The 20,104-nt window shown below is 67.3% G+C and carries 16 protein-coding genes; 8 read left to right on the forward strand and 8 right to left on the reverse strand.

The window, feature by feature from the left end; all coding sequences use genetic code 11:
- Window positions 1-85 precede the first annotated feature (85 nt).
- The gene (locus Q0082_RS16635) at window positions 86-523 is read left to right on the forward strand and encodes a VOC family protein (protein WP_298194730.1); all 438 of its coding nucleotides are present in this window, start codon (window positions 86-88) and stop codon (window positions 521-523) included.
- A gap of 4 nt (window positions 524-527) precedes the next feature.
- On the opposite strand, the gene Q0082_RS16640 is transcribed toward Q0082_RS16635, so the two are convergent.
- From Q0082_RS16640 to Q0082_RS16650, 3 genes are all read right to left on the reverse strand, one after another.
- Window positions 528-3,626 carry an efflux RND transporter permease subunit gene (locus Q0082_RS16640; protein ID WP_298194731.1) on the reverse strand — a complete coding sequence of 1,033 codons (3,099 nt, stop codon included), beginning with the start codon at window positions 3,624-3,626 and terminating at the stop codon, window positions 528-530.
- The gene (locus Q0082_RS16645; RefSeq protein ID WP_298194732.1) at window positions 3,623-4,711 is read right to left on the reverse strand and encodes an efflux RND transporter periplasmic adaptor subunit; all 1,089 of its coding nucleotides are present in this window, start codon (window positions 4,709-4,711) and stop codon (window positions 3,623-3,625) included. The genes Q0082_RS16640 and Q0082_RS16645 overlap by 4 nt, the downstream gene beginning before the upstream one ends.
- A gap of 86 nt (window positions 4,712-4,797) precedes the next feature.
- Entirely contained in the window at window positions 4,798-5,430 is a 633-nt protein-coding gene (locus Q0082_RS16650) for a TetR/AcrR family transcriptional regulator (protein ID WP_298194733.1), read from the reverse strand.
- 47 nt (window positions 5,431-5,477) lie between these two features.
- Between Q0082_RS16650 and Q0082_RS16655 the strand changes: the two genes are divergently transcribed.
- On the forward strand, window positions 5,478-6,926 hold the full coding sequence (locus tag Q0082_RS16655; protein ID WP_298194734.1) for a TolC family protein: 1,449 nt from the start codon (window positions 5,478-5,480) through the stop codon (window positions 6,924-6,926).
- Between the two features lie 127 nt (window positions 6,927-7,053).
- A complete protein-coding gene (locus tag Q0082_RS16660; protein ID WP_298194735.1) occupies window positions 7,054-7,941 on the forward strand; it encodes a L,D-transpeptidase family protein in 888 nt (295 codons plus the stop codon).
- Here Q0082_RS16660 and Q0082_RS16665 read toward each other — a convergent pair.
- Complete coding sequence (locus Q0082_RS16665; protein WP_298194736.1) at window positions 7,938-8,828, reverse strand: LysR family transcriptional regulator; 891 nt, start codon at window positions 8,826-8,828, stop codon at window positions 7,938-7,940. The two genes, Q0082_RS16660 and Q0082_RS16665, sit on opposite strands and share 4 nt — an antisense overlap.
- Window positions 8,829-8,925: 97 nt before the next feature.
- On the opposite strand from Q0082_RS16665, the gene Q0082_RS16670 reads away from it, so the two are divergent.
- From Q0082_RS16670 to Q0082_RS16690, 5 genes are read left to right on the forward strand one after another with little or no spacing between them, the layout of a single operon-like run.
- A complete protein-coding gene (locus Q0082_RS16670; protein ID WP_298194737.1) occupies window positions 8,926-11,022 on the forward strand; it encodes a malate synthase G in 2,097 nt (698 codons plus the stop codon).
- 28 nt (window positions 11,023-11,050) lie between these two features.
- Window positions 11,051-12,544, forward strand: coding sequence for an FAD-linked oxidase C-terminal domain-containing protein (locus Q0082_RS16675; protein WP_298194738.1), 1,494 nt, complete (start codon window positions 11,051-11,053; stop codon window positions 12,542-12,544).
- The gene (locus Q0082_RS16680) at window positions 12,544-13,677 is read left to right on the forward strand and encodes an FAD-binding protein (RefSeq protein WP_298194739.1); all 1,134 of its coding nucleotides are present in this window, start codon (window positions 12,544-12,546) and stop codon (window positions 13,675-13,677) included. Before Q0082_RS16675 ends, Q0082_RS16680 begins: the two co-directional genes overlap by 1 nt.
- Window positions 13,655-14,968 carry a glycolate oxidase subunit GlcF gene (gene glcF / locus Q0082_RS16685; RefSeq protein ID WP_298194740.1) on the forward strand — a complete coding sequence of 438 codons (1,314 nt, stop codon included), beginning with the start codon at window positions 13,655-13,657 and terminating at the stop codon, window positions 14,966-14,968. Before Q0082_RS16680 ends, glcF begins: the two co-directional genes overlap by 23 nt.
- Before the next feature lie 5 nt (window positions 14,969-14,973).
- Entirely contained in the window at window positions 14,974-15,393 is a 420-nt protein-coding gene (locus tag Q0082_RS16690) for a heme-binding protein (RefSeq protein ID WP_298194741.1), read from the forward strand.
- 132 nt (window positions 15,394-15,525) lie between these two features.
- Here Q0082_RS16690 and Q0082_RS16695 read toward each other — a convergent pair whose 3' ends face one another.
- From Q0082_RS16695 to Q0082_RS16710, 4 genes are read right to left on the reverse strand one after another with little or no spacing between them, the layout of a single operon-like run.
- On the reverse strand, window positions 15,526-16,560 hold the full coding sequence (locus Q0082_RS16695; RefSeq protein ID WP_298194742.1) for a glycosyltransferase family 4 protein: 1,035 nt from the start codon (window positions 16,558-16,560) through the stop codon (window positions 15,526-15,528).
- Window positions 16,557-17,573 carry a glycosyltransferase family 2 protein gene (locus Q0082_RS16700; protein WP_298194743.1) on the reverse strand — a complete coding sequence of 339 codons (1,017 nt, stop codon included), beginning with the start codon at window positions 17,571-17,573 and terminating at the stop codon, window positions 16,557-16,559. The genes Q0082_RS16695 and Q0082_RS16700 overlap by 4 nt, the downstream gene beginning before the upstream one ends.
- Window positions 17,574-17,604: 31 nt before the next feature.
- Complete coding sequence (locus tag Q0082_RS16705) at window positions 17,605-18,585, reverse strand: glycosyltransferase family A protein (RefSeq protein ID WP_298194744.1); 981 nt, start codon at window positions 18,583-18,585, stop codon at window positions 17,605-17,607.
- Window positions 18,582-19,880, reverse strand: a complete 1,299-nt coding sequence (locus tag Q0082_RS16710; RefSeq protein WP_298194745.1) for an oligosaccharide flippase family protein — start codon at window positions 19,878-19,880, stop codon at window positions 18,582-18,584. The genes Q0082_RS16705 and Q0082_RS16710 overlap by 4 nt, the downstream gene beginning before the upstream one ends.
- Window positions 19,881-20,104: the final 224 nt, after the last annotated feature.

Genomic DNA, 20,104 nt, shown 5'->3' on the forward strand with positions numbered 1-20,104 from the left:
TCTCCCTGTCGGGCTCGTCGCCCTGCGGTGAACTGTGCGATTCTATCGATGAACCGAGTTTGAATAATCAAAGGAGCTGCCCGCCGTGACCAAGTTTCTCCACGCGATGATCCGCGTGACCGATCCCGAGGCGACCATCGCCTTCTTCGAGCTGTTCGGGGTGAAGGAAGTGCGCCGGTTCTCGAGCGACAAGGGGCGCTTCACGCTGATCTTCCTCGCAGCCCCCGGCGAGGAAGGCATCGCCGAAGTGGAGCTGACCTACAACTGGCCGCCTGAAGACGGCAGCCCTGCTGAGGTCTACACCGGCGGGCGCAACTTCGGCCACCTCGCTTACCGGGTCAGCAACATCTACGAGACCTGCGCGAAGATTCAGGCCGCGGGCCACATCATTCACCGCCCTCCGCGGGACGGGCACATGGCCTTCGTGAAGAGCCCGGACGGCATTTCGATCGAGCTTTTGCAGGATGGCCATCTTGAACCCGCCGAACCCTGGGCGAGCATGGAGAACACCGGGACCTGGTGACGGGTCAGGCCTCCAGCGGCTTCTCCGCGCGCCGCGCACTGCCGTCCGCTCGCACCATCCACAGCGCGTAGAGCGCGGGAAGGAAGAACAGCGTGAGCGCGGTGCCGACCAGCGTGCCGCCGATCAGCACGACCGCGAGCGGGCCCCAGAAGCTCGATAGCGTGAGCGGCAGAAATGCGAGCACGGCAGCGAGCGCGGTGAGGAGGACAGGGCGCGCGCGGCGCACGGTCGCCTCGATCACCGCGTCTTTAAGGCCAAGCCCGCGGGCGCGTTCGGAATCGATCTGGTCGACGAGGATCAGCGTGTTGCGCATGAGGATCCCGGCAAGGCCGATCAGGCCGAGGATCGCGTTGAAGCCGAACGGGAAGCCGGTGACCAGTAGCGACGGGATTGCGCCGAGCAGCCCCAGCGGAGCGGTCGCGAAGACGAGGCCGGTCATGCGGAACGAGCGTGTCTGCAGCATGAGCACGAGCAGCATGATCCCGATCATGATGGGGAAGAGCGGGGCCAGCGCGGCGTTGGCCTTGCCGGCTTCCTCGACCGAGCCGGCGGCGATGATCGCATAGCCGGCGGGGAGCTTGTCCATCAACGGCTGCAGCTTGGGCAGGATGGCGGCGGTCACGTCGGCGGGCTGGATGCCCTTGGTGATATCGGCGCGCACGGTCATCGTCGGCACGCGATTGCGGCGCACGAGCAGTGGGTCCTCGCTGGTGGGGACGAGCTTTGCGACTTGCGCGAGCGTCACGCCCGTCCCGTTCGCGGTGCCGATCACGAGGCTGCCGAGATCGCCGAGCGCGTGGCGTTCGGCGCCCGGGGTGCGCACGACGACATCGGTGGTGCGGTCGCCATAGCGAGCCTGCGCAACAGTTGTGCCCGAAATCAGCGCGGAAACCTGCCGCGCGACGCTGGCGGGATCGAGCCCGAGCAGGCGCAGGCGGTCGTCGTCGAACTGGAGCGTGACGGCGGGGGTGCGGTCGCCCCAATCGGTGTTGACGGCGACGGTGTTGGGATTGGCGCGTACCACGGCGGCAACCTCGGCCGAGATGCGGCGCAGCTGATCGGGATCGGGGCCGGTGACGCGGAACGCGACGGGATAGGGCACCGGCGGGCCGAACAGCAGACTGAGGGCGCGGACGCGGGCGCCGGGGTAGTGGCCCTCCGCCGCAAGCTTCTGGACGAGCAGGCGCAGCCGGTCGCGCGCGGCGGGGCTGTGGGTCAGCACGATGAGCTTGGCGAACGAGGGATCGGCCGGTTCGGGATTGAGCGAGAGGAAGAAGCGCGGGGCGCCGCCGCCGAGGTAGCTGTCGACGTAGCGGATCTCAGCCTTCATCTCGGGCCGGGTAAGCAGGTCATGTTCGACCTTCTCGACGACGCTGCGCGTGGCGGCGAGGCTGGAGCCGTGGGGGTTGTAGACCTCGATCAGGAGCTCGGGGCGGTCCGAGATCGGGAAGAACTGCTTGGGGATGGCGACCACGAGCAGCACCGCGCACAGCACCATTCCGCCAAGGACAGCGAGCGTGATCCGGCCGCGCTGCGCGACGCTGCGGGTGATCCACCCGCGCAGCTGTTCGTAGCGGGGCGTCGCGTAGATCGCGTCGTGCCCGCCCGTCACCGGCTTGATATCCGGCAGCATCCGAACGCCGAGATAGGGGGTGAAATAGACCGCGACGATCCACGAGACGAGGAGCGCAAAGCCGACGATCCAGAAGATGTTACCGGCATATTCGCCCGCGGTTGAGCGCGCGAAGCCAACGGGGAGGAAGCCGACGATGGTGACGATGGTGCCAGCCAGCATCGGCCCGGCGGTCGCGCCCCAGGCGAAGGTGGCGGCCTCGATCCGGCTCATGCCTTCCTCGAGCTTTACCACCATCATCTCGATCGCGATGATCGCATCGTCGACGAGCAGGCCGAGGCTGAGGATCAGCGCGCCCAGGGTGATGCGGTCGAACTGGCGCCCGGTGATCCACATGATCACGAACACGGCGGCGAGCGTGAGGGGAACGGAGAGCGCGACGACGATACCCACACGCCAGCCGAGCGCGATGAGGCTGACGACCATGACGACGCTGAGCGCCACTGCGAACTTGAGCATGAATTCGCCGTAGGCTTCGCTGATGTTGGCGGCCTGATCGGCGACTTCGGCAGCGGTGATGCCGAGGGGAAGCCGGGTGCGGATCTCGTCAAGCTTGGCATTGAGCGCACGGCCAAGGGTGAGGCCGTTGTAGTTCGGATGCATGACGACGCCGAGCATGACCGCCTCGCCGCCCTCATGGCGGACCTGAAAGCTCGGCGGGTCTTCATAGCCGCGCCGGACCTCGGCGATATCGCCGACGCGCACGACGCGCCCGCCCGCACTGATCGGGGTGGCCCGCACGGCATCGAGATCATCGAAGCCGCCAGTGACGCGGACGGGAATGAGGCGCGAGGACGTCTCGAACTGGGCGGCGGGCTGGATGAGGTTCTGATTGGCAAGCGCGCCGAGCACGGCATCGGCACCCAGCCCGAGCGTGGCAAGCTTGCGGTTGGAAAGCTCGACATAGATGCGCGGACGCTGTTCGCCGAACAGAGCGACCTTCCGGACGCCCTCGACCCGCTGGAGTTCGCTACGGATGGATTCGGCGCGCTGGACCAGTGCGCGGTGGGGCAGGCCGTTTGCCTGCACTGCGATCAGCGAGAAATAGACGTCCGAGTACTCGTCGTTGACGATCGGGCCGATCACGCCGCGGGGCAGATTGAGCGCCTCATCGCTCATCTTCTTGCGGGCCTGGTAGAACAGCTCGGGCGCGTCCTTCGGCAGGGCCTTGTCACCGAACAGGATGGTGATGGTGAGGAAGCCGGGCCGGGTCTGGGTTTCGATCCGGTCGTAGTGGGGCAGTTCCTGAAGGCGCTTTTCCAGCCGGTCGGCGACCTGGTCCTGCATTTCCTGCGCGGTGGCGCCGGGCCATGCGGCCGAGACCGTCAGCACCTTCAAGGTGAAGCTGGGATCCTCGGCGCGGCCAAGCTGGAAGAAGGCAAGGATGCCCGCTGCCATCGCGGCGAGGAGCAGGAACAGGGTGATCGAGGGTTCCTTGACCGCGATTGCGGAGAGGTTGGGGCCCTTCACCGCGTGGCGCCTTCGGCCGGGCGGATCTTTTGGCCGGCGTGGAGCAACTGCCCACCCAGCGCCACAATGCGCGTGCCGGTGGGCAGGGCCGAAGCGGGGAGGTAAGCGTCCTCTTCGGTCAGGCGCAGCGGCTGTGCGCGCTGGAAGCGGACGCGGCGGTCGGGCTGGATCACCCAGATGCCTTGTCCGGCGCCGAGATCGACGAGCGCGCCGAGCGGCACGCGGGTGGCGCCCGAGGTGCTGCCGGGCAGGCGCACGGTGACCGTGGCACCGAGCGGCGCGTCGTCCTGCGCGCCGGCAAGGACATAGCGCGCGGCGAACGTGCGGGTCAGCGGATCGGCGGCCCCGGCGACTTCGCGCAAGGTGGCGGTTACGGGGGCGCTGCGGCCATAGACCGTGGCCTGCGCGGCCTTCGGCAGTGCGGCGAGCGCGGTTTCGGGCACGGCAACGAGGGCTTCGCGCGCGCCGCTGCGGGCGAGGCGCAGGACGGGCGTTCCGGCGGCGACGACTTGCCCGGCTTCGGCGAGAACTTCGGTGACGATGCCGTCTGCATCGGCGACGAGCACGGCATAGCCGCGTTCGTTGGCGGCATTTGCGGCGGCGGCGCGGGCGGCAGAAAGCGTGGCGGCGGCGGCATCGCGCGCGGCCCGGGCGCCGTCATACGTGGAGGGCGATATTGCGCCGGTGGCGACAAGTGGTCGCAGGCGCGCTTCGTCAGCGGCGGTGCGCGCGGCATCTGCTTCGGCGGCACGGACCTTGTCTGCCGCGGCGGAAGCGGCGAGGCCGAGATCGCGGGCATCGAGCCGGTAAAGCGGCTGCCCGGCGCGGACCTGCGCGCCGGCATCGACCAGACGGGCCACGATCTTGCCGGGGACGCGGAAGGCAAGCGTGCTTTCCGTACGCGCGTGGACCGTGCCGGTATAGGCATCGCCGTTGGCGCCGGCACCGCCTTCACTCTGCGCCAGCGCAGTCGCCACGAGCGGTTCGGCGGAGCTGTCTGGCGCGGTTCCGGAGCAGCCGGCGAGGAGCGCGGTGCCGGCCAGCGCAGCAAGGAGCGGGGAAGGGGATATGACGCGGCGTTGCATGTGAGCCTCCGGCCCCGTGAGGGCACTTTCGACTCGCTTATAATCACCCTGTCATTTTGTGAAAAGATGAAAAATGTTTTCGCTTTTCAGTTTTTCGTCTTAAGCGCCTCGAGCAGCAGGCGCGCAATCCCGGACGTCTCGTGTTCAAGATCGGCGACGCCGAAGGTATCGAGCATGACCGGATGCCAGACTTTTGCCATGGCCGTGAAAGCGGCGGCCGTGGTTTCCTCAAGCGGAAGATCGCTGCGCATGACGCCCTGGCGCTGGCCTTCGGCGATAACATGCCGGATGAGGCCGCGCAGCGTATCCATGAACCGCTGCACCGGGGGCCAATTGCCGCGCGTGGCGGCAAGGCAAAGATCGCAAGAGCGCCCACTCTCAAACAGAATATCACGCATTTTCAGCGCAATATCCATGCAAAGCCGCTCGAATGCGGCGATCGGATCGGTCGCGGCAGTACGCGCCACCTGCCAGGCGGCATCTTCCACTGCGGTGAGCGTGCGGCTGGTCACTGCCTCGTCGATCGCCTGGCGATTGGCAAAGCTGCGATAGAGATTGGCGGGCGACATGCCGAGCGCGCGGGCAACGTCGGTGACCGTCACTTTCTCGAACCCGATGGCATCATAGAGCCGCTCGGCGGCGTCGAGGATCTCGTCCCGCCGGTCCACGCTGGGCCGGCCTGCCTTGCGCTTTTCTGAAACGGCTGGGTTGATTTTCATGAAAAACGATATATTCTTTCAGCATTCATAGGTCAAGGATTCTTCCCATGCGGACCCTTCTGGCTGGAGTTGCGGCCGTTGTCCTGCTTTGCGGCGTGGCGCCTGCGGCATATGCCGCGCCGCGCGCCCTGCCGGCTCCACCGGCGCTCCCCGATGCCTTCCACAACGCGCCTGCGGCGGCCGATGCCGTACCGCTCGCCGAGGGTTGGTGGAAGAGCTTCGGCGATCCGGTGCTCGACCGCATGGTCGAGACCGCGCTGGCTCGCAATCTCGACATCGCGGCAGCGGCAGCGCGGCTGGAGCAAGCTGCGGCGGGCATGAAGGCGGCCAAGGGTGCGCTGCTCCCGCAGGCTTCGCTGGATGGCTCGGCCGGGTTCAAGCAGCAGTCGATCGAGGATGTTCAAGGGCGCGCCTTCTCGCGCTTTCCCGGCTTCAAGCGAATGGTCGAGCAATATGGCCTGAACGGTGCTGCTTCGTGGGAGCTCGATCTGTTCGGCAAGCTCTCGGCAGGCGCGCGCGCCGCTCGGGCCGAAGCGGGAGCGGCGGATGCAGGCCTTGGCGGCGCCCGGCTGACCATCGCGGCGGAGGTGGTGAACACCTATATCGATGTGCGCGCGATCGAGGCGCGGCTCGCGGTGGCCAAGGCGCGGGTGGAGGCGGCACGCGATACCGACGCGCTGCTGCGCCAGCGGGCGGAGCGCGGGGTCAGCGCGCTGACCGAGACAGACCGCAGCGCTGCGGAACTTGCCGGGGTGGCGCAGGCGGTTCCAGCGCTGGAGACGGCGCTGGAAGTGGAGCGCAACCGTCTGGATGTGCTGATGGGCCGTGCGCCCGGACAGGCAGCCGCAGAGCTTGGCGCCGGCACGATCCCGGCGGTGCGCGCGCCGGCGGTTCCCGATGGCCCGGCCTCGCTGCTGGCGCGGCGGCCCGATGTCGTCGCAGCGCAGCGGTTGGTGGCAGTGAGTGATGCGCGCGTCGCCGAGGCCATCGCGGCGCGCTATCCGCGCTTCACGATTTCCGGTTTTGCCGGGTTTCTGGCGAACGGCATGAGCAACCTGTTTACGGGCGGCGCCTTGCAGGCAGGCGCGGGCGGAGGTCTCAGCGTGCCGCTGTTCACCGGCGGGCGGCTGCGGGCGCAGCAGTCTGCGGCAGAAGCGCGGCTCAAGGAGGCGGTGGCGAACTGGCAGCAGACCGCGCTGCAAGCGGCGGCAGAAGGCGAGAACGCGCTGCTGGCCCTCACCAAGCGCAGCCAGCAGGCGGATGCGGCGGCAACCGTCGCGGCGCGACTGGGCGACAGCCGGCAGCGGATCGAGAGCGCGTTCCGCGCGGGTGCAACAAGCCGCGTGGAGACACTGGCGATCGAGCGGCAGCGGCTTGATGCCGAGGACGACGCGATCGCCGCGCGGGCCGAAGCGGCGCGGGCCGGTGTCAGCGCCTTCCGCGCGCTTGGTGGCGGGTGGCAGGCAGCGGGGGCGCAGTTGGCCCAATCCCGCTGAGGGCCAGTCGCTACGGATCGTCCCGCTCAGGGACGGACGGCCCGTCGCGGACCAAAAACCAGTGTCACGTAAGGTAACGTTCCGTTAACCATACTGCATGGGTTGGGCTTCACGACGATTCTCCGTGGTGACGGGGTTGCTGCTGGCGCTGGTCGGGTGCGGCGTGCTGGTGCGCGGGGTGTTTGCCGAGCGGGTCGTGGCGCAGCCGGTGCAGGCGCAAGTCGGGGCGCAGTGTGGACCTGACCCGGCGCTCGATGGCGCGCCCGAGGGGCCGCCGCCGCCCACGCCCGCATCGGCAGCACGCAAGGGCGTGCTAATCGTGGTGAGCATCCCCTCGCAGCGGCTCTACGTGTTCAAGGACGGGGCGGAGTGGGGCTCGACCACGGTTTCGACCGGGCGGCGCGGCTATGGCACGCCGGCGGGCACGTTCACGATCCTGCAGAAGCATGTGAAGCACCGCTCGCGCACCTATGGCAACGCGCCGATGCCCTATATGCAGCGGCTGACCTGGCGCGGCGTGGCGCTCCATGCCGGGCGCGTGACGGGGGCACCGGCCTCGCACGGGTGCATTCGGCTGCCGTACGATTTCGCGCGCCAGCTCTATGCGCTGACCAATCCGGCTTCGACTTCGGTGGTGATCCTGCGCCAGCCGCTGAACTATGCCGAGGCGGCGAAGAGCGCGGCGCTGGGGCTGCCACCGCCGCTGCGCGAGCAGCCGGTGCGGCAGGCCTCTGCGCCGCCGGTTCCGCCACCGGTGACACCGGCACCCCGGCCGATCCTGGGCGCGGTCCAGACGATCCAGCTGGCCGCAGCCGCCAATGTCGCCGGGGCCGACGAGCTGTGGCAGGAGCTTTCGTCGAGCGAGCCTGAATTGCAGGCGCTGGAGCCGGTGATCATCCCGGCGGTGGTGCGGCAAGTGCAGGTCTATCGCCTGCGCGCGTCTGGCCGCGATGCCCATGCGATCTGTTCGCGGCTCACGGCGCGCGGGATTGCCTGCCTGAAAGTGATTGCCTAGGCGAGGCCGCTGCGTGCCGAGAGGTGGGCGCCAAGATGCGCGATGAACGCCTCGATCCGAGCGGGAAGGGCCGGCGTGGGGGCATGGACCGCATAGATGCCGACATCCTGCGAGCCTTGATACTGCGGCAACACACGGACGAGATCGCCTGAGGCCAGCGCCTCGTGCACATCCCACAAGGAGCGCAGCGCGATGCCGCAGCCGCCGAGCGCCAGTTCGCGGACGACTTCACTGGAATTGGTGCGCACATGGCTCTGCCCGGAATGCGTGACCGTGCCTTCGGGCCCATCGAGCTGCCAGGGGAGCTGGCTGGTGGTGGCAAGGAGGCGGTGGTGCCGCAGATCCGCCAGCGTTTCGGGGTTGCCGAACTGGGCGAGGTAGGCGGGGGCGGCGCACAGTACGCGGTGGCTGGTGCCGAGACGGTGGCCGACGAGGCTCGTCCCGATCCGCGCGCCGATGCGGATGGCGAGATCGCAGGAGCCATCGAGGAGGTCGGCAAACTCGTCGGAGAGATCGAGCTGGAGGCGCACGTCCGGATGGGCGGCGAGGAAGGTGGGCACGTGGGGCACCACATGCATGCGGCCGAACGAGGTTGGCGCGTTGACGCGCAGGGGCCCGCGCACGTGGGTGTGGCGGCCGCTGACGCGTTCCTCGGCGGCTTTGAGGGTGGAGCGCAAGGGGAGCAGCGCGTCATGGAGATCTTGGCCCGCCGGGGTGAGTGCAAGGCGGCGCGTGGTGCGGTGGACGAGGCGGGCTGACAGGCGCTCCTCCAGCCGGGCGAGGCGCTTGGAGAGCGCAGCGGTGGAAGCACCCTGCGCACGGGCGGCAGCGGAGATCGAGCCGGCTTCGACGATAGCGAGGAAAAGGTCGTAATCGGGATCGAACATTGTTTCCTCAGCGGAGAAGCTGCGTTGAATTATTTCCTTCTACCGGAAGGCGGTGCAGGGGGATAGGGAGGCGCGTCGGAATATGGGAGTCGGTGCGATGAGCGGATATGTCGAGCGTTCGGGGCTGCAGGTCGCGGGGGTTCTTGCGGACTTCATCGAGACGCGCGCGCTGCCGGGGACGGGGCTGATAGCGGACGTCTTCTGGGCGGGCGCTGCGGACATCTTCGGCAAGTTCGCACCGCGCAATGCCGCGCTGCTGGCGAAGCGCGAAGACCTGCAGGCGAAGATTGATGCCTGGCACAAGGACCGCGCCGGGCAACCGCAGGACCTGGCGGCCTACAAGGCGTTCCTCAGCGAGATCGGCTACCTGGTGCCCGAGCCCGCGCCGTTCACGGTTGCGCCGCAGAATGTCGATGCCGAGCTCGCCCTGACGGCGGGGCCGCAGCTGGTCGTGCCGATCCTCAATGCGCGGTTCCTGCTCAATGCTGCGAATGCGCGCTGGGGCAGCCTCTATGACGCGCTCTATGGCACCGATGCGATCCCGGGCGCGGCGGCGGGCAAGGGCTATGATCCGGTGCGCGGCGGGCAGGTGATCGCCTGGGCCAAGGCGTTTCTGGATGAGGCGGTGCCGCTGGCTTCGGGCTCGTGGACGGACTGGACTGGCGGCGAACCGGTGCTGAAGGACGCAGGCCAGCTGGTCGGCCGGGCGGGCGCGAACCTGCTGTTCCGCCACAATGGCCTGCACATCGAAGTGGTGATCGATCCGGCGCATCCCATCGGCAAGGACGATCCGGCGGGCATTGCCGACGTGTTGCTGGAAGCGGCGATCTCGACCATCTGCGACTGCGAGGATTCGGTCGCGGCGGTCGATGCCGAGGACAAGGTGGCGGCCTATGCCAACTGGCTGGGGCTGATGCAGGGGAACCTTGAGGATACCTTCGAGAAGGGCGGCGCGATGATGACGCGCCGGCTCAACCCGGACCGCATCTATACCGCGCCCGATGGCAGCACGCTGACGCTGCCGGGGCGCTCGCTGCTGCTGGTGCGCAATGTGGGGCACCTGATGACCAATCCGGCGGTGCTGCTGCCGGGTGGCGGCGAGGCGCCTGAGGGCATCCTCGATGGCATCGTCACCAGCCTGATCGCGATGCATGACATCAATGGCGCGCGCCGCAACAGCCGCGCGGGCTCGGTCTACATCGTGAAGCCCAAGATGCATGGGCCGGAAGAGGCCGCGTTCGCCAACGATCTGTTCGATGCCGTGGAAGACGTGCTGGGCCTTGCGCGCCACACCCTGAAGATCGGCGTGATGGACGAGGAGCGCCGCACGAGCGCCAATCTGGCCGCCTGCATCCATGCGGTGAAGGACCGCATCATGTTCATCAACACCGGCTTCCTTGATCGTACCGGCGACGAGATGCACACCTCGATGCAGGCAGGCGCGATGCTGCGCAAGGGCGACATGAAGACGAGCCCGTGGATCATCTCCTACGAGGATCGCAACGTGCAGATCGGGCTTGCCTCAGGGCTTTCGGGCAAGGCGCAGATAGGCAAGGGCATGTGGGCTATGCCGGATCGCATGGCTGACATGCTGGTGCAGAAGGTGGGGCACCCGAAGACCGGCGCGAACACCGCATGGGTCCCTTCGCCGACCGCGGCCGTTCTGCACGCGACGCATTACCATCAGGTCGATGTCTTCGCCCGGCAGGTGGAGCGCCGTGCCGAAGGGATTGCCAGCCTTGATGCGCTGCTGACCATTCCGGTGGCGGCTGGCCAGAACTGGTCCGAGGCGGACATTCAGGCCGAGATCGACAACAATGCGCAGGGCATTCTGGGATATGTGGTGCGCTGGGTCGATCAGGGGATCGGCTGCTCCAAGGTGCCCGATATCAACGACGTGGGCTTGATGGAGGACCGCGCGACGCTGCGCATTTCGAGCCAGCATATCGCCAATTGGCTGCTGCACGGTGTGGTCTCCGCGGAACAGGTCGATGCCGCGCTGCTGCGCATGGCGGCCAAGGTTGATGCACAGAACGCTGGCGATCCGCTGTATCAGCCGATGGCGGGCAACCCGGAAGGCAGTCTGGCGTTTCAGGCGGCGCGCGCGCTGGTGTTCGATGGCGTATCGCAGCCGAGCGGTTATACCGAGCCGCTGCTGCACGCCTTCCGCCAGAAGGTGAAGGCGCTGGCCTGAGCTGGCGCCTGAGCCGGAGAAACCGCTGATGACGATTGCCATGCCGGTGCCTGACGCGGAGACGCTCGCCAAGCGCGAGCGGATCGCGCGGGCGCTGCGGGCGATCGTGCCGGGGGAGGGCGTGATCGATGCGCCTGAGGCTTTGCGGCCGTGGGAATCGGATGGGCTGACGGCCTATCGCCAGCCGCCGCTCATGGTCGTGTTGCCGGAGACGACCGCGCAGGTTTCCGCCGTGCTCAAGTGGTGCCATGCCGAAGGCGTGAAGGTGGTGCCGCGCGGGGCGGGGACTTCGCTTTCGGGCGGGGCGCTGCCGCTGGCCGATGCGGTCCTGTTGGGGCTGGGCAAGTTCAAGCGCATCCTGGAGGTGGACTACGAGGACCGCGTGGCGGTGGTGCAGCCGGGGGTCACCAACCTTGCGATCACGCAAGCGGTGGAGGCTCGCGGCTTCTACTACGCACCCGATCCTTCAAGCCAGATCGCCTGCACCATCGGCGGCAATGTCGCGGAGAATTCGGGCGGGGTGCATTGCCTGAAATACGGCCTCACCACGAACAACGTGCTGGGTGTCGAGATCGTGATGATGAACGGCGAGATCGTCCGGCTCGGCGGTCGGCATCTCGATCCTTGCGGGCTTGATCTTTTGGGCGTGGTGGTGGGCTCGGAGGGGCTGCTGGGCGTCGTCACCGAAGTGACGGTGCGCATCCTGCCGAAGCCCGAGACGGCGCGCGCGGTGCTGGTGGGCTTTCCCGATGCCGAACAGGCGGGCGCCTGTGTGGCGCAAGTCATCGCCGAAGGGATCATCCCGGCGGGCATGGAAATGATGGACCGGCCCGCGATCCATGCGGCGGAAGCGTTCGTGCAAGTGGGCTATCCGCTTGATGTGGGCGCGCTGCTGATCGTCGAGGTCGATGGGCCGGCGGCGGAGTGCGATTTCCTGATTGGCGAGATTGCGCGGATTGCGGACGCGAATGGCGCGGTCACGTCTCGGGTTTCGGAAAACGAGGCGGAGCGCATGGCGTTCTGGGCGGGGCGCAAGGCGGCCTTTCCGGCAGTGGGGCGCATTTCGCCGGACTATCTCTGCATGGACGGCACGATCCCTCGGCGGCGGCTACCCGATGTGTTGCGGCGGATGGAGGAGCTTTCGGGCGAGTATGGCCTCAGGGTGGCCAACGTGTTCCACGCGGGCGATGGCAACCTGCATCCGCTGATCCTCTATGATGCCAATGTGCCGGGGGAGCTCGACAAGGCCGAGGCCTTTGGCGCGGATATCCTGCGGCTCTGTGTCTCGGTCGGCGGGGTGCTGACGGGCGAGCACGGCGTGGGGATCGAGAAGCGCGATCTGATGCCCGCGATGTTCTCCGAGGCGGACCTCAAGCAGCAGCAGCGGGTGAAGTGCGCGTTCGATCCGGAACTGCTGCTCAATCCGGGCAAGGTGTTCCCGGTGCTGCACCGCTGCGCGGAGCTGGGGCGGATGCATGTCCATCATGGCGCGCTGCCGCATCCCGAGTTGCCGAGATTCTGATGCTGGAGCCGAGGGACGCGGCGGACCTTGCCGAGATTGTTGCCGATGCGGCGGCACAGGGGCGCAAGCTGGAACTGCGCGGCGGCGGAACCAAGGCGGCATTCGGCGCGCCGCGCGAGGCCGAGGTGGCTTCGCTGGCGGGGCTGACGGGCGTGGTCGATTACGACCCTGCCGAACTGGTGCTGACTGTGCGGGCGGGGACGCTGCTCAGCGATGTGCAGGCGCTGGTTGCGTCTGAAGGGCAGATGCTGGCGTTCGAGCCATGGGGCGAACCCGCCGCGACGATCGGCGGGACGGTGGCGGCGGGCGTGGCGGGTTCGCGGCGGGTGACGGCAGGGAGCGCGCGCGATCACCTCTTGGGGCTGACGGCGGTTTCGGGCCGGGGCGAGGTGTTTGTCGCAGGCGCCAAGGTGGTCAAGAACGTGACGGGCTATGACCTGCCCAAGCTGATGGCGGGATCGTGGGGGCGGCTGGGGGCGATGGCCGAGCTGACGCTGAAGGTGCTGCCCGCTCCGCGCCATGTGGTGACGTTGGCGGCGCGCGGACTGGCTCCGGCGGCGGCCCATGCGGCGATGGCCTGCGCGCTGGGGAGCCGGGCGGACGTTTCTGCCGCCGCCGCGCTGCCCGATGGGACGGTGCTGCTGCGCGTGGCGGGGTTCGCGCCCTCAGTGGCGGCGCGCTGCGCGGTGCTGCCGGATCTGCTCGCCGGGCATTGTGCGCTTGAAGCGATGGCTGAGGATGAAGCTGCGCCGCTCTGGCGACAGGCTATGGCGGGTGAGGCCCTGCGCGGGACGGTGCGCTGGGATGTGCATCTGCCGCCGCGCCACGCGGCCGAGCTGATTGCCGCACTGCCCGAGGGCACGGACTGGGCGATGGACTGGGGCGGCGGGCGGCTCTGGATCGGCACGGATCGCGAGGATCAGGCAGTGCGCGAGGCTGCGGCACGGCTCGGCGGCGAAGCGCGGCTAGTTGTGGCGCCCGAGGCGATGCGCGCCCGCCTGAACGCGTTTCATCCGCGCGCAAGGAGCGTGCTGGCGCTGGAAGCCCGCGTACGCCGCGCGTTTGATCCCAAAGGCGTTTTCGCCACCGGGCGATTTGCGGAGGACGGTGATGCAGACGCAGTTTCCGCCTGAAGCGCTGAGCGATCCGGCGATGGCGACATCCGAAGGCGTGATCCGCAAGTGCGTGCACTGCGGGTTCTGCACCGCGACGTGCCCGACTTATGTGCTGCTCGGCGACGAGAACGACAGCCCGCGCGGTCGGATCTATCTGATCAAGGACATGCTAGAGAACCAGCGCGCGCCGGGGCCGGAAACGGTCAAGCATGTCGACCGCTGCCTTTCCTGTCTCGCCTGCATGACGACGTGTCCTTCGGGCGTGAACTACATGCATCTCGTCGATCATGCGCGGGCCTATATCCACGAGCATTATCGGCGGCCCTGGCACGAGCGGGTGACGCGGCAGCTGCTGGCGTGGGTGCTGCCTTATCCCGGGCGGATGCGGTTGGCGCTGGACCTTGCGCCGCTGGGCCGGCCGTTCCTGCCGCTGATGAAGCGCGTGAAGGCGTTCCGCCCGCTCGCGGCGATGGTGGAACTCGCGCCCAAGCGGGTGCCCGCGCCAGTTCTGGTGCAGCCGCAGCACATGGCCAGCCCCAAGGGCCGCGTGGCGCTGCTGCAGGGCTGTGCCGAACCTGTGCTGAGCCCCGAGGTCCGCGCCGCCACGGTGCGACTGCTCGAACGCGCGGGGTGCGAAGTGGTTTTCGCGCAGGGCGAGGGCTGCTGCGGGGCGCTCGTCCACCATCTGGGGCGCGAGCATGATGCGCTGGATGCGGCGCGGCGCAATGTCGATGCGTGGACGCGTGAGATCGAAGGCGGCGGGTTGGACGCGGTGATCGTCACCACGTCGGGCTGCGGCACCACGATCAAGGACTATGGCCATATGCTGCGCGGGGATCTGGCCTATGCCGAGAAAGCGGCACGGGTGAGCGCGCTGGCGATGGATGTCAGCGAGTATCTGGCCAAGACGGGCCTGCCTGCGGCCACCCCGCGCGGGCTGACCGTCGCGTATCATCCGCCCTGTTCTTTGCAGCATGGGCAGAAGGTGACCGAGGCACCGAAGCGGCTACTGGCGGACGCGGGCTATAGCGTGCGGCTGCCCGCCGAGGCGCACCTGTGCTGCGGTTCGGCGGGGACCTACAACATCCTCCAGAGCGAGCTGGCCGGCCAGCTCGGTGCGCGCAAGGCCGAGCGGCTGACGGCGCTGGAGGCCGATGTGATCGCGACCGGCAATGTCGGCTGCGCGGTGCAGATCGCCCGCCATACCTTTGGGCACTCCGGCCTTCCCGTCGTCCACACCATCGAACTGCTTGACTGGGCGACCGGCGGGCCAGCCCCTCAAGCCTTGAAGCATCTTCCCCAGGAGTAATGACAATGACCCGTATTTCGCTCGAACAGGCCCAGACCATCGTTTCGGGGGCCATCACCAAAGCGCGCGCGCTGGGCCTCAAGCCGATCAGCGTTGCCGTGCTCGATGCCGGCGGCCACATGATCGCCTTCGCGCGCGAGGATGGCTCCTCGAACCTGCGCCCGCAGATCGCGACGGCCAAGGCCTCAGGTGCGCTGGCGCTCGGCGTCTCCTCGCGCGTGATCGGCGAGATGGCGATCGAGCGGCCAACCTTCATCAACGCGGCAGCAGGCCTCAATCCTGCGGGAATCGTGCCCGCAGCGGGCGGCGTGCTGGTGAAGGATGCCGGCGGCATGGTGATCGGTGCAGTCGGCGTGACGGGCGATACCAGCGACAACGACGAACAGGCTGCGCTCGCCGGGATCGCCGCGGCCGGGCTCGGCTGAGGCAGCCGGATTGCTACAGGAGCGCTGCCCCCTTCGCTGGCGGCGGCGTTCCATGCTGGCCTGTCGGGGGGGGGCGCCGCCAGGTGTCCTTGGATCAAGCGGCCCCTGATGGATGCGACCCTATCGATCCACTCATGCGCCTTGGAATGCGCGCGGCGCTCCGCGCACTGATCGCAGGAGTGCAGACCATTGCGTTTGGCGGACCTGACGGCAGTTCCAGATTGTTTCGCGGGCCTGTCTTGCAATCACCGGCAAGTTTGCCGACCGGAGGTGGCAAAGGGCATCCTCGATTGATTCCTGATCGGTGAAATCGACGATGGCACCCGCACCTGCGGCTTGTTCGACAAGTCCATCGACAGGTGCAACCATGACCGGGCGCCCGGCCTCGCGCGCTTCGTTGGCAACCATGCCATAGGCTTCCCACCGCGATGGCACCGCGACCACATCACACCTGCGCAGAAACGCGGCCACATCATCCACTTTGCCGGCAAAGCGGATCGCCGGGCAGTCCCCCGCCATGGTCCGCAGCTTCGCCTCGTCCTCGCCAAACCCGCCCAGAATGAGATCACAATCCTGAAACCAGCCGCTGAGAAATGCGGCGATCAGGATGTCGAACCCCTTCTGCTCGCAAAATCGGCCATAGGCACCAATCCGCAAGCGCTGACCCGCCTTGGGCAAGGGCAGCTCGGCAAGTCCGGGGTTTTGGACAAAGGGATGGATCACCGCCATCCGGCCCGCGTCGATACCCGCCGCTTCCTGCAGCCATTCCGATTGGGCGCGTGATACGCAGACGATCTGGTCAACGAGCCGCATCGCAAGCCACAACATGGCCCGGAAGCGCGACCTGCTAGGGACATGAATGGTTTCCCAAGCGCGCGTGTAGCTGTGCTCGACATGGATGATCCGCGCCTGTGGGTTGCGGAGCTTCAAACTCGCCAGAAACAACAGGCGGCGCCAGTTGGGCGGAAAATGCGTGATAATGACATCGGCCGCGATGCGCGGCGCGATGGTCGTTGCGGGAGGCAGGACTATGGTTGTCGCCTCAGCGATCCGGCGCAGTTCCACTGCCGCGAACACGCCAAGCGCGCGGGTAACGCCGCCCAGCGAGCAATCGTCGAGCAGATTGGCAACACGGATGCGCTTGCCGGGCGAAACTGCTGCGGTCATGCCACCAACTGCCCACCGGCTGCGCGCCCGGCGAGGCGGGCGAACTGGTCAGGACCGATCAAGCGCCCCGCAATTGCAGCTGCCAATGTAGTCAGCGACTTCACCGGCTCTTCCAGCAAAGGCTTGATGCTGCTGGCTGCGGCCCCGCGCAGCAGCGCCATTGCCATGCCGGCATCTCCGAGCTGGATGGCGCGGCGGGCCAGATAACGAAGCTGATAGGCACGGGCGCGAGCGATATGGCGGGCTGTGAATTCGGGGGCATAGCGGGTCATCCGCGTGACCACGCCTTCCCAGGTTTCATATTGCCGCAGGATCTGCGCGGAGAGACCGCCGCTGCCGATACGGTACTCGGTCAGTACCTGCGCGATGCCCTCGAAGCGTACGCCGCCCGTCAGCGAGAGGCGGAGCCACATTTCGATGTCTTCGGACTGGCGCAGCGATTCATCGAACCAGCAGGTGCGCGACCGTTCGTGCGGGTGGGCAAACGCGACCGTATCGAGCGCCGAGCGCCGCAATACGGGCGCGGAACCGTTGCCCACCGGATTGCGGCAGAAGATGTCCTTGGCCGCCACGGCCTTGAGCTTCGGTCGCTGGACGATCCGCAGCGGCTGGCCAGCAGCGTCGATGAAACGCGAGGGCGCGAAGCTGAGGCCCATCTCGGGCGCGTTATCGAGGTGGATAACGTGGAGCATCAGCTTCTCGGGGAGCCAGCGATCATCGGAATCGAGCAGCGCGACAAATTCCCCCCGCGCTGCGGCAATTCCGGTGTTGCGCGCCCCGGCAAGCCCGCGGTTCTGCTGCGAAACGATGGTGATGCGCGGATCGGCAAAGGATCGGCAGATCTCCATCGAGGCATCATGGCCGCCATCATCGACAATGATCAGCTCGAAATCGGTGAAGGTCTGCGCGAGCACGGAACTGATCGCCTCGGCGACATAGGCTTCGACATTGTAGACAGGCATGACGACCGAGACACGCGGCACATCCCGGGGATGCGAGGTAGAGATTTCCATTGTTCAAACTTTCTGAGTGGCAAACGGGTGTTCAGGCGAAGATGCGGCGACGCATGGCGCGCGGGATCAGCGGCGCGGCGCAGGCGGCCACGACCGTGGCGAGCCCGCGCTTCCATTCGGCCAAGAAGCTGCGCGCATCGAGGCGAAGGCCGCGCACGACAAACTTCAACGCACGGAGCGGGCTGGCGCCGGAGCGGAGCATGCGGCGCGCAAGGTAGCGACAATAGAGCGCCTCGAGCGAAGCGCGGATCGCAGCATCGTCAATGTAGCGATCGATCAGAACGCGCCAGCCGGCATGCATCTGGGCATGATCCATGGAGAGGCCGTCCGGGCTGAAACGATAGCCGGTCAGCACGCTGTCAATGCCGCACACCTTGCCGCCGCGCGAAACCAGCCGCGCGACGAACTCCTGGTCTTCGGCGAACTTCAGGCGCTCGTCGAACTTGCCCAGCATGATGAACCAGTCACGGCGCACGACGAGGTTGGACGCAGTGCACACGGGGTTCTCGCCCAGTACGTCCACGAGTTGCGGCATCGGCGAAGAGATCGTCGAGACGGTCTGCGCTCCGTCAAGCGTCTCGGCATTCTGCGCAATGAACGCGATCCGGGCAAAGCTCGCCGCCAGCTCGGGCTCCTCGCGGTGCAGCGCGATATGGTGGCCAAGCTTGTCCCGCGCCCACAGATCGTCTGCATCAAGAAATGCGACGAGGGGCGCCGTGGCAAGCTCCACGCCGAGGTTGCGGGCCGCTGAAACGCCGCCGTTGCGCTTCGAGACGACCCTTATGCGCGGATCCTGGGCGGCCAGCTCAAGCAGGATGTCGAGGCTATCGTCGGTCGAGCCATCATCGATTGCGACGATCTCGAACCAGCGAAACGACTGGGCAAGAGCCGAGTTGATCGTTGCGGCGATGGTCTGGGCCGCATTGTACACCGGCACCACGACCGAGATTTCGGGGCGAATGTCGGCGTAATCGTCCCGCGTGTCAGCGGGAAAACAGCGAGTCTGGATCATGAGCGGGACTCCTTGGGGAAGACGTGAATTCGAAACAGGCCGAGCGCGGGAAGCAGGACGCGCGACCCGTTCCAGAGCGCGCCAAGGGTCTGGCCCGCAATCAGGCCGACGACGGCGAACTTGAGCTCGCCAGCGTGTGCGCCGAGCGATAGCCCCCCGAGCGCCAGCACGCAGGTCAACGTGCTGTTGGCAGCATCGGTGCCGACCTGGCCCTGTGCGCGCAGCCAGCATCCGGTGATCTGCGCGATCAGCAGCGGGATACCGGCAAGGCAAAGAAGGGCGATCAGCGGCGCCGCAAAGGCCCAATGCGCACCAAACACCAGCGGAACATAGAACGGTGCCGCCAGTGCCTGCAGCGCGACGATGGGCACGAATACGGCAGCGCCGCCCAGCGCGATACGGCGCAGCATGGCGATGCGGGCAGCCCCGACCTGCGCGGCGCAGAGCATCGGGAAAGCAACAGTTCCGAATGCCGTCACCAGTGAGCTGACGATCCCGACACCGGCGTTGAACGCAAAATAGTAGGTGCCCAGTGCCGAAGTGCCCAGCAACGCCGCGATGATCAGATTGTCGCCTTGGGTGCGCAGGGCGCTCATCCCGTCGGCCAGCATGATCGGGCCGGCAAAGCGCAGCATCCGTGCGGCCGGAATCCGTCCGGCCGCAGGATCCGGGCGCCAAGGTGCGGCGCGACGGGCAAGGACCAGCCAGAGCGGCGCGGTCAGCAGCTTGGGGAGCACGATAGACCACGGGCTCGGCCAGATCAGGAGCAATGCGGCGGTGAGGATCTGATCCGCGATGGACTGGCTCGCTCCTATCCGGGCGAGGCGGGTTACCAGCCCAGCGCGCATGGCGATGTAGAATTGCACATGGCCGCCCGCCATGAAGGGATAGACGAGCGTGAGGACGGCGAGCATGGCGGCCGCCGTCGGCCGGTGAAACACGGCGGCGAGGAGCGCCGCGACGAGCATCTGCAAGATCATCAGCGCAGCGGCCCAGGCCGTGTAGAACCGCTGGACCGAATTGCAGGTCGCGGCGAGTTCTTCCGGCTGCGCCTGCACGATCTGCTGGCCGGTGCCGATCCGTTCGAGCACGCGCACCAGTTCGAAAACGGTGAGCGCCAGTGCGGCCTCACCGACAATCGCCGGTGCCAGGCTTCGTGCAATGACAACCGTCGTCAGCAGCCGGACCAAGCGCGTCGCCACTTCCGCACTGCCATAGCTGCCGAGCCCGCGCGCCAGCTGCGCGAAGTGCGGACCGATGCGGTGCTCGGCTATCTGGATCAGGCGCAAGGACAAGGGATGCACTCCGGTGTGGGCGTTGCCTGAGCAACTTCTCAGCCGGTGCAGTTTCAAAAAGCGTGCCAGAAAGGGGAAAGCCCGAATTGCACGGTTATCGGATGGTCAGGCCGGGTCGGCCATGTGCATCGTGCAAAGGACATTGCCGGGAGCCGCTGCAAAATGCGCAGAAGCTCGCCCACCTTTTGCATTATGCAACTTCGCAATCTGGTAGGCGACCTTAT

This window comes from Novosphingobium sp. (assembly GCF_027489515.1).
Lineage (GTDB): Bacteria > Pseudomonadota > Alphaproteobacteria > Sphingomonadales > Sphingomonadaceae > Novosphingobium.

Bases quoted from the DNA above. Each gene is read 5' to 3' on its own strand.
- Q0082_RS16705 (WP_298194744.1), bottom strand. From the start codon at position 18,585: ATGATCCAGACTCGCTGTTTTCCCGCTGACACGCGGGACGATTACGCC.
- Q0082_RS16650 (WP_298194733.1), bottom strand. From the start codon at position 5,430: ATGAAAATCAACCCAGCCGTTTCAGAAAAGCGCAAGGCAGGCCGGCCC.
- Q0082_RS16695 (WP_298194742.1), bottom strand. From the start codon at position 16,560: ATGACCGCAGCAGTTTCGCCCGGCAAGCGCATCCGTGTTGCCAATCTG.
- Q0082_RS16690 (WP_298194741.1), top strand. From the start codon at position 14,974: ATGACCCGTATTTCGCTCGAACAGGCCCAGACCATCGTTTCGGGGGCC.
- Q0082_RS16700 (WP_298194743.1), bottom strand. From the start codon at position 17,573: ATGGAAATCTCTACCTCGCATCCCCGGGATGTGCCGCGTGTCTCGGTC.
- Q0082_RS16675 (WP_298194738.1), top strand. From the start codon at position 11,051: ATGACGATTGCCATGCCGGTGCCTGACGCGGAGACGCTCGCCAAGCGC.
- Q0082_RS16645 (WP_298194732.1), bottom strand. From the start codon at position 4,711: ATGCAACGCCGCGTCATATCCCCTTCCCCGCTCCTTGCTGCGCTGGCC.
- Q0082_RS16680 (WP_298194739.1), top strand. From the start codon at position 12,544: ATGCTGGAGCCGAGGGACGCGGCGGACCTTGCCGAGATTGTTGCCGAT.
- Q0082_RS16670 (WP_298194737.1), top strand. From the start codon at position 8,926: ATGAGCGGATATGTCGAGCGTTCGGGGCTGCAGGTCGCGGGGGTTCTT.
- glcF (WP_298194740.1), top strand. From the start codon at position 13,655: ATGCAGACGCAGTTTCCGCCTGAAGCGCTGAGCGATCCGGCGATGGCG.
- Q0082_RS16655 (WP_298194734.1), top strand. From the start codon at position 5,478: ATGCGGACCCTTCTGGCTGGAGTTGCGGCCGTTGTCCTGCTTTGCGGC.
- Q0082_RS16665 (WP_298194736.1), bottom strand. From the start codon at position 8,828: ATGTTCGATCCCGATTACGACCTTTTCCTCGCTATCGTCGAAGCCGGC.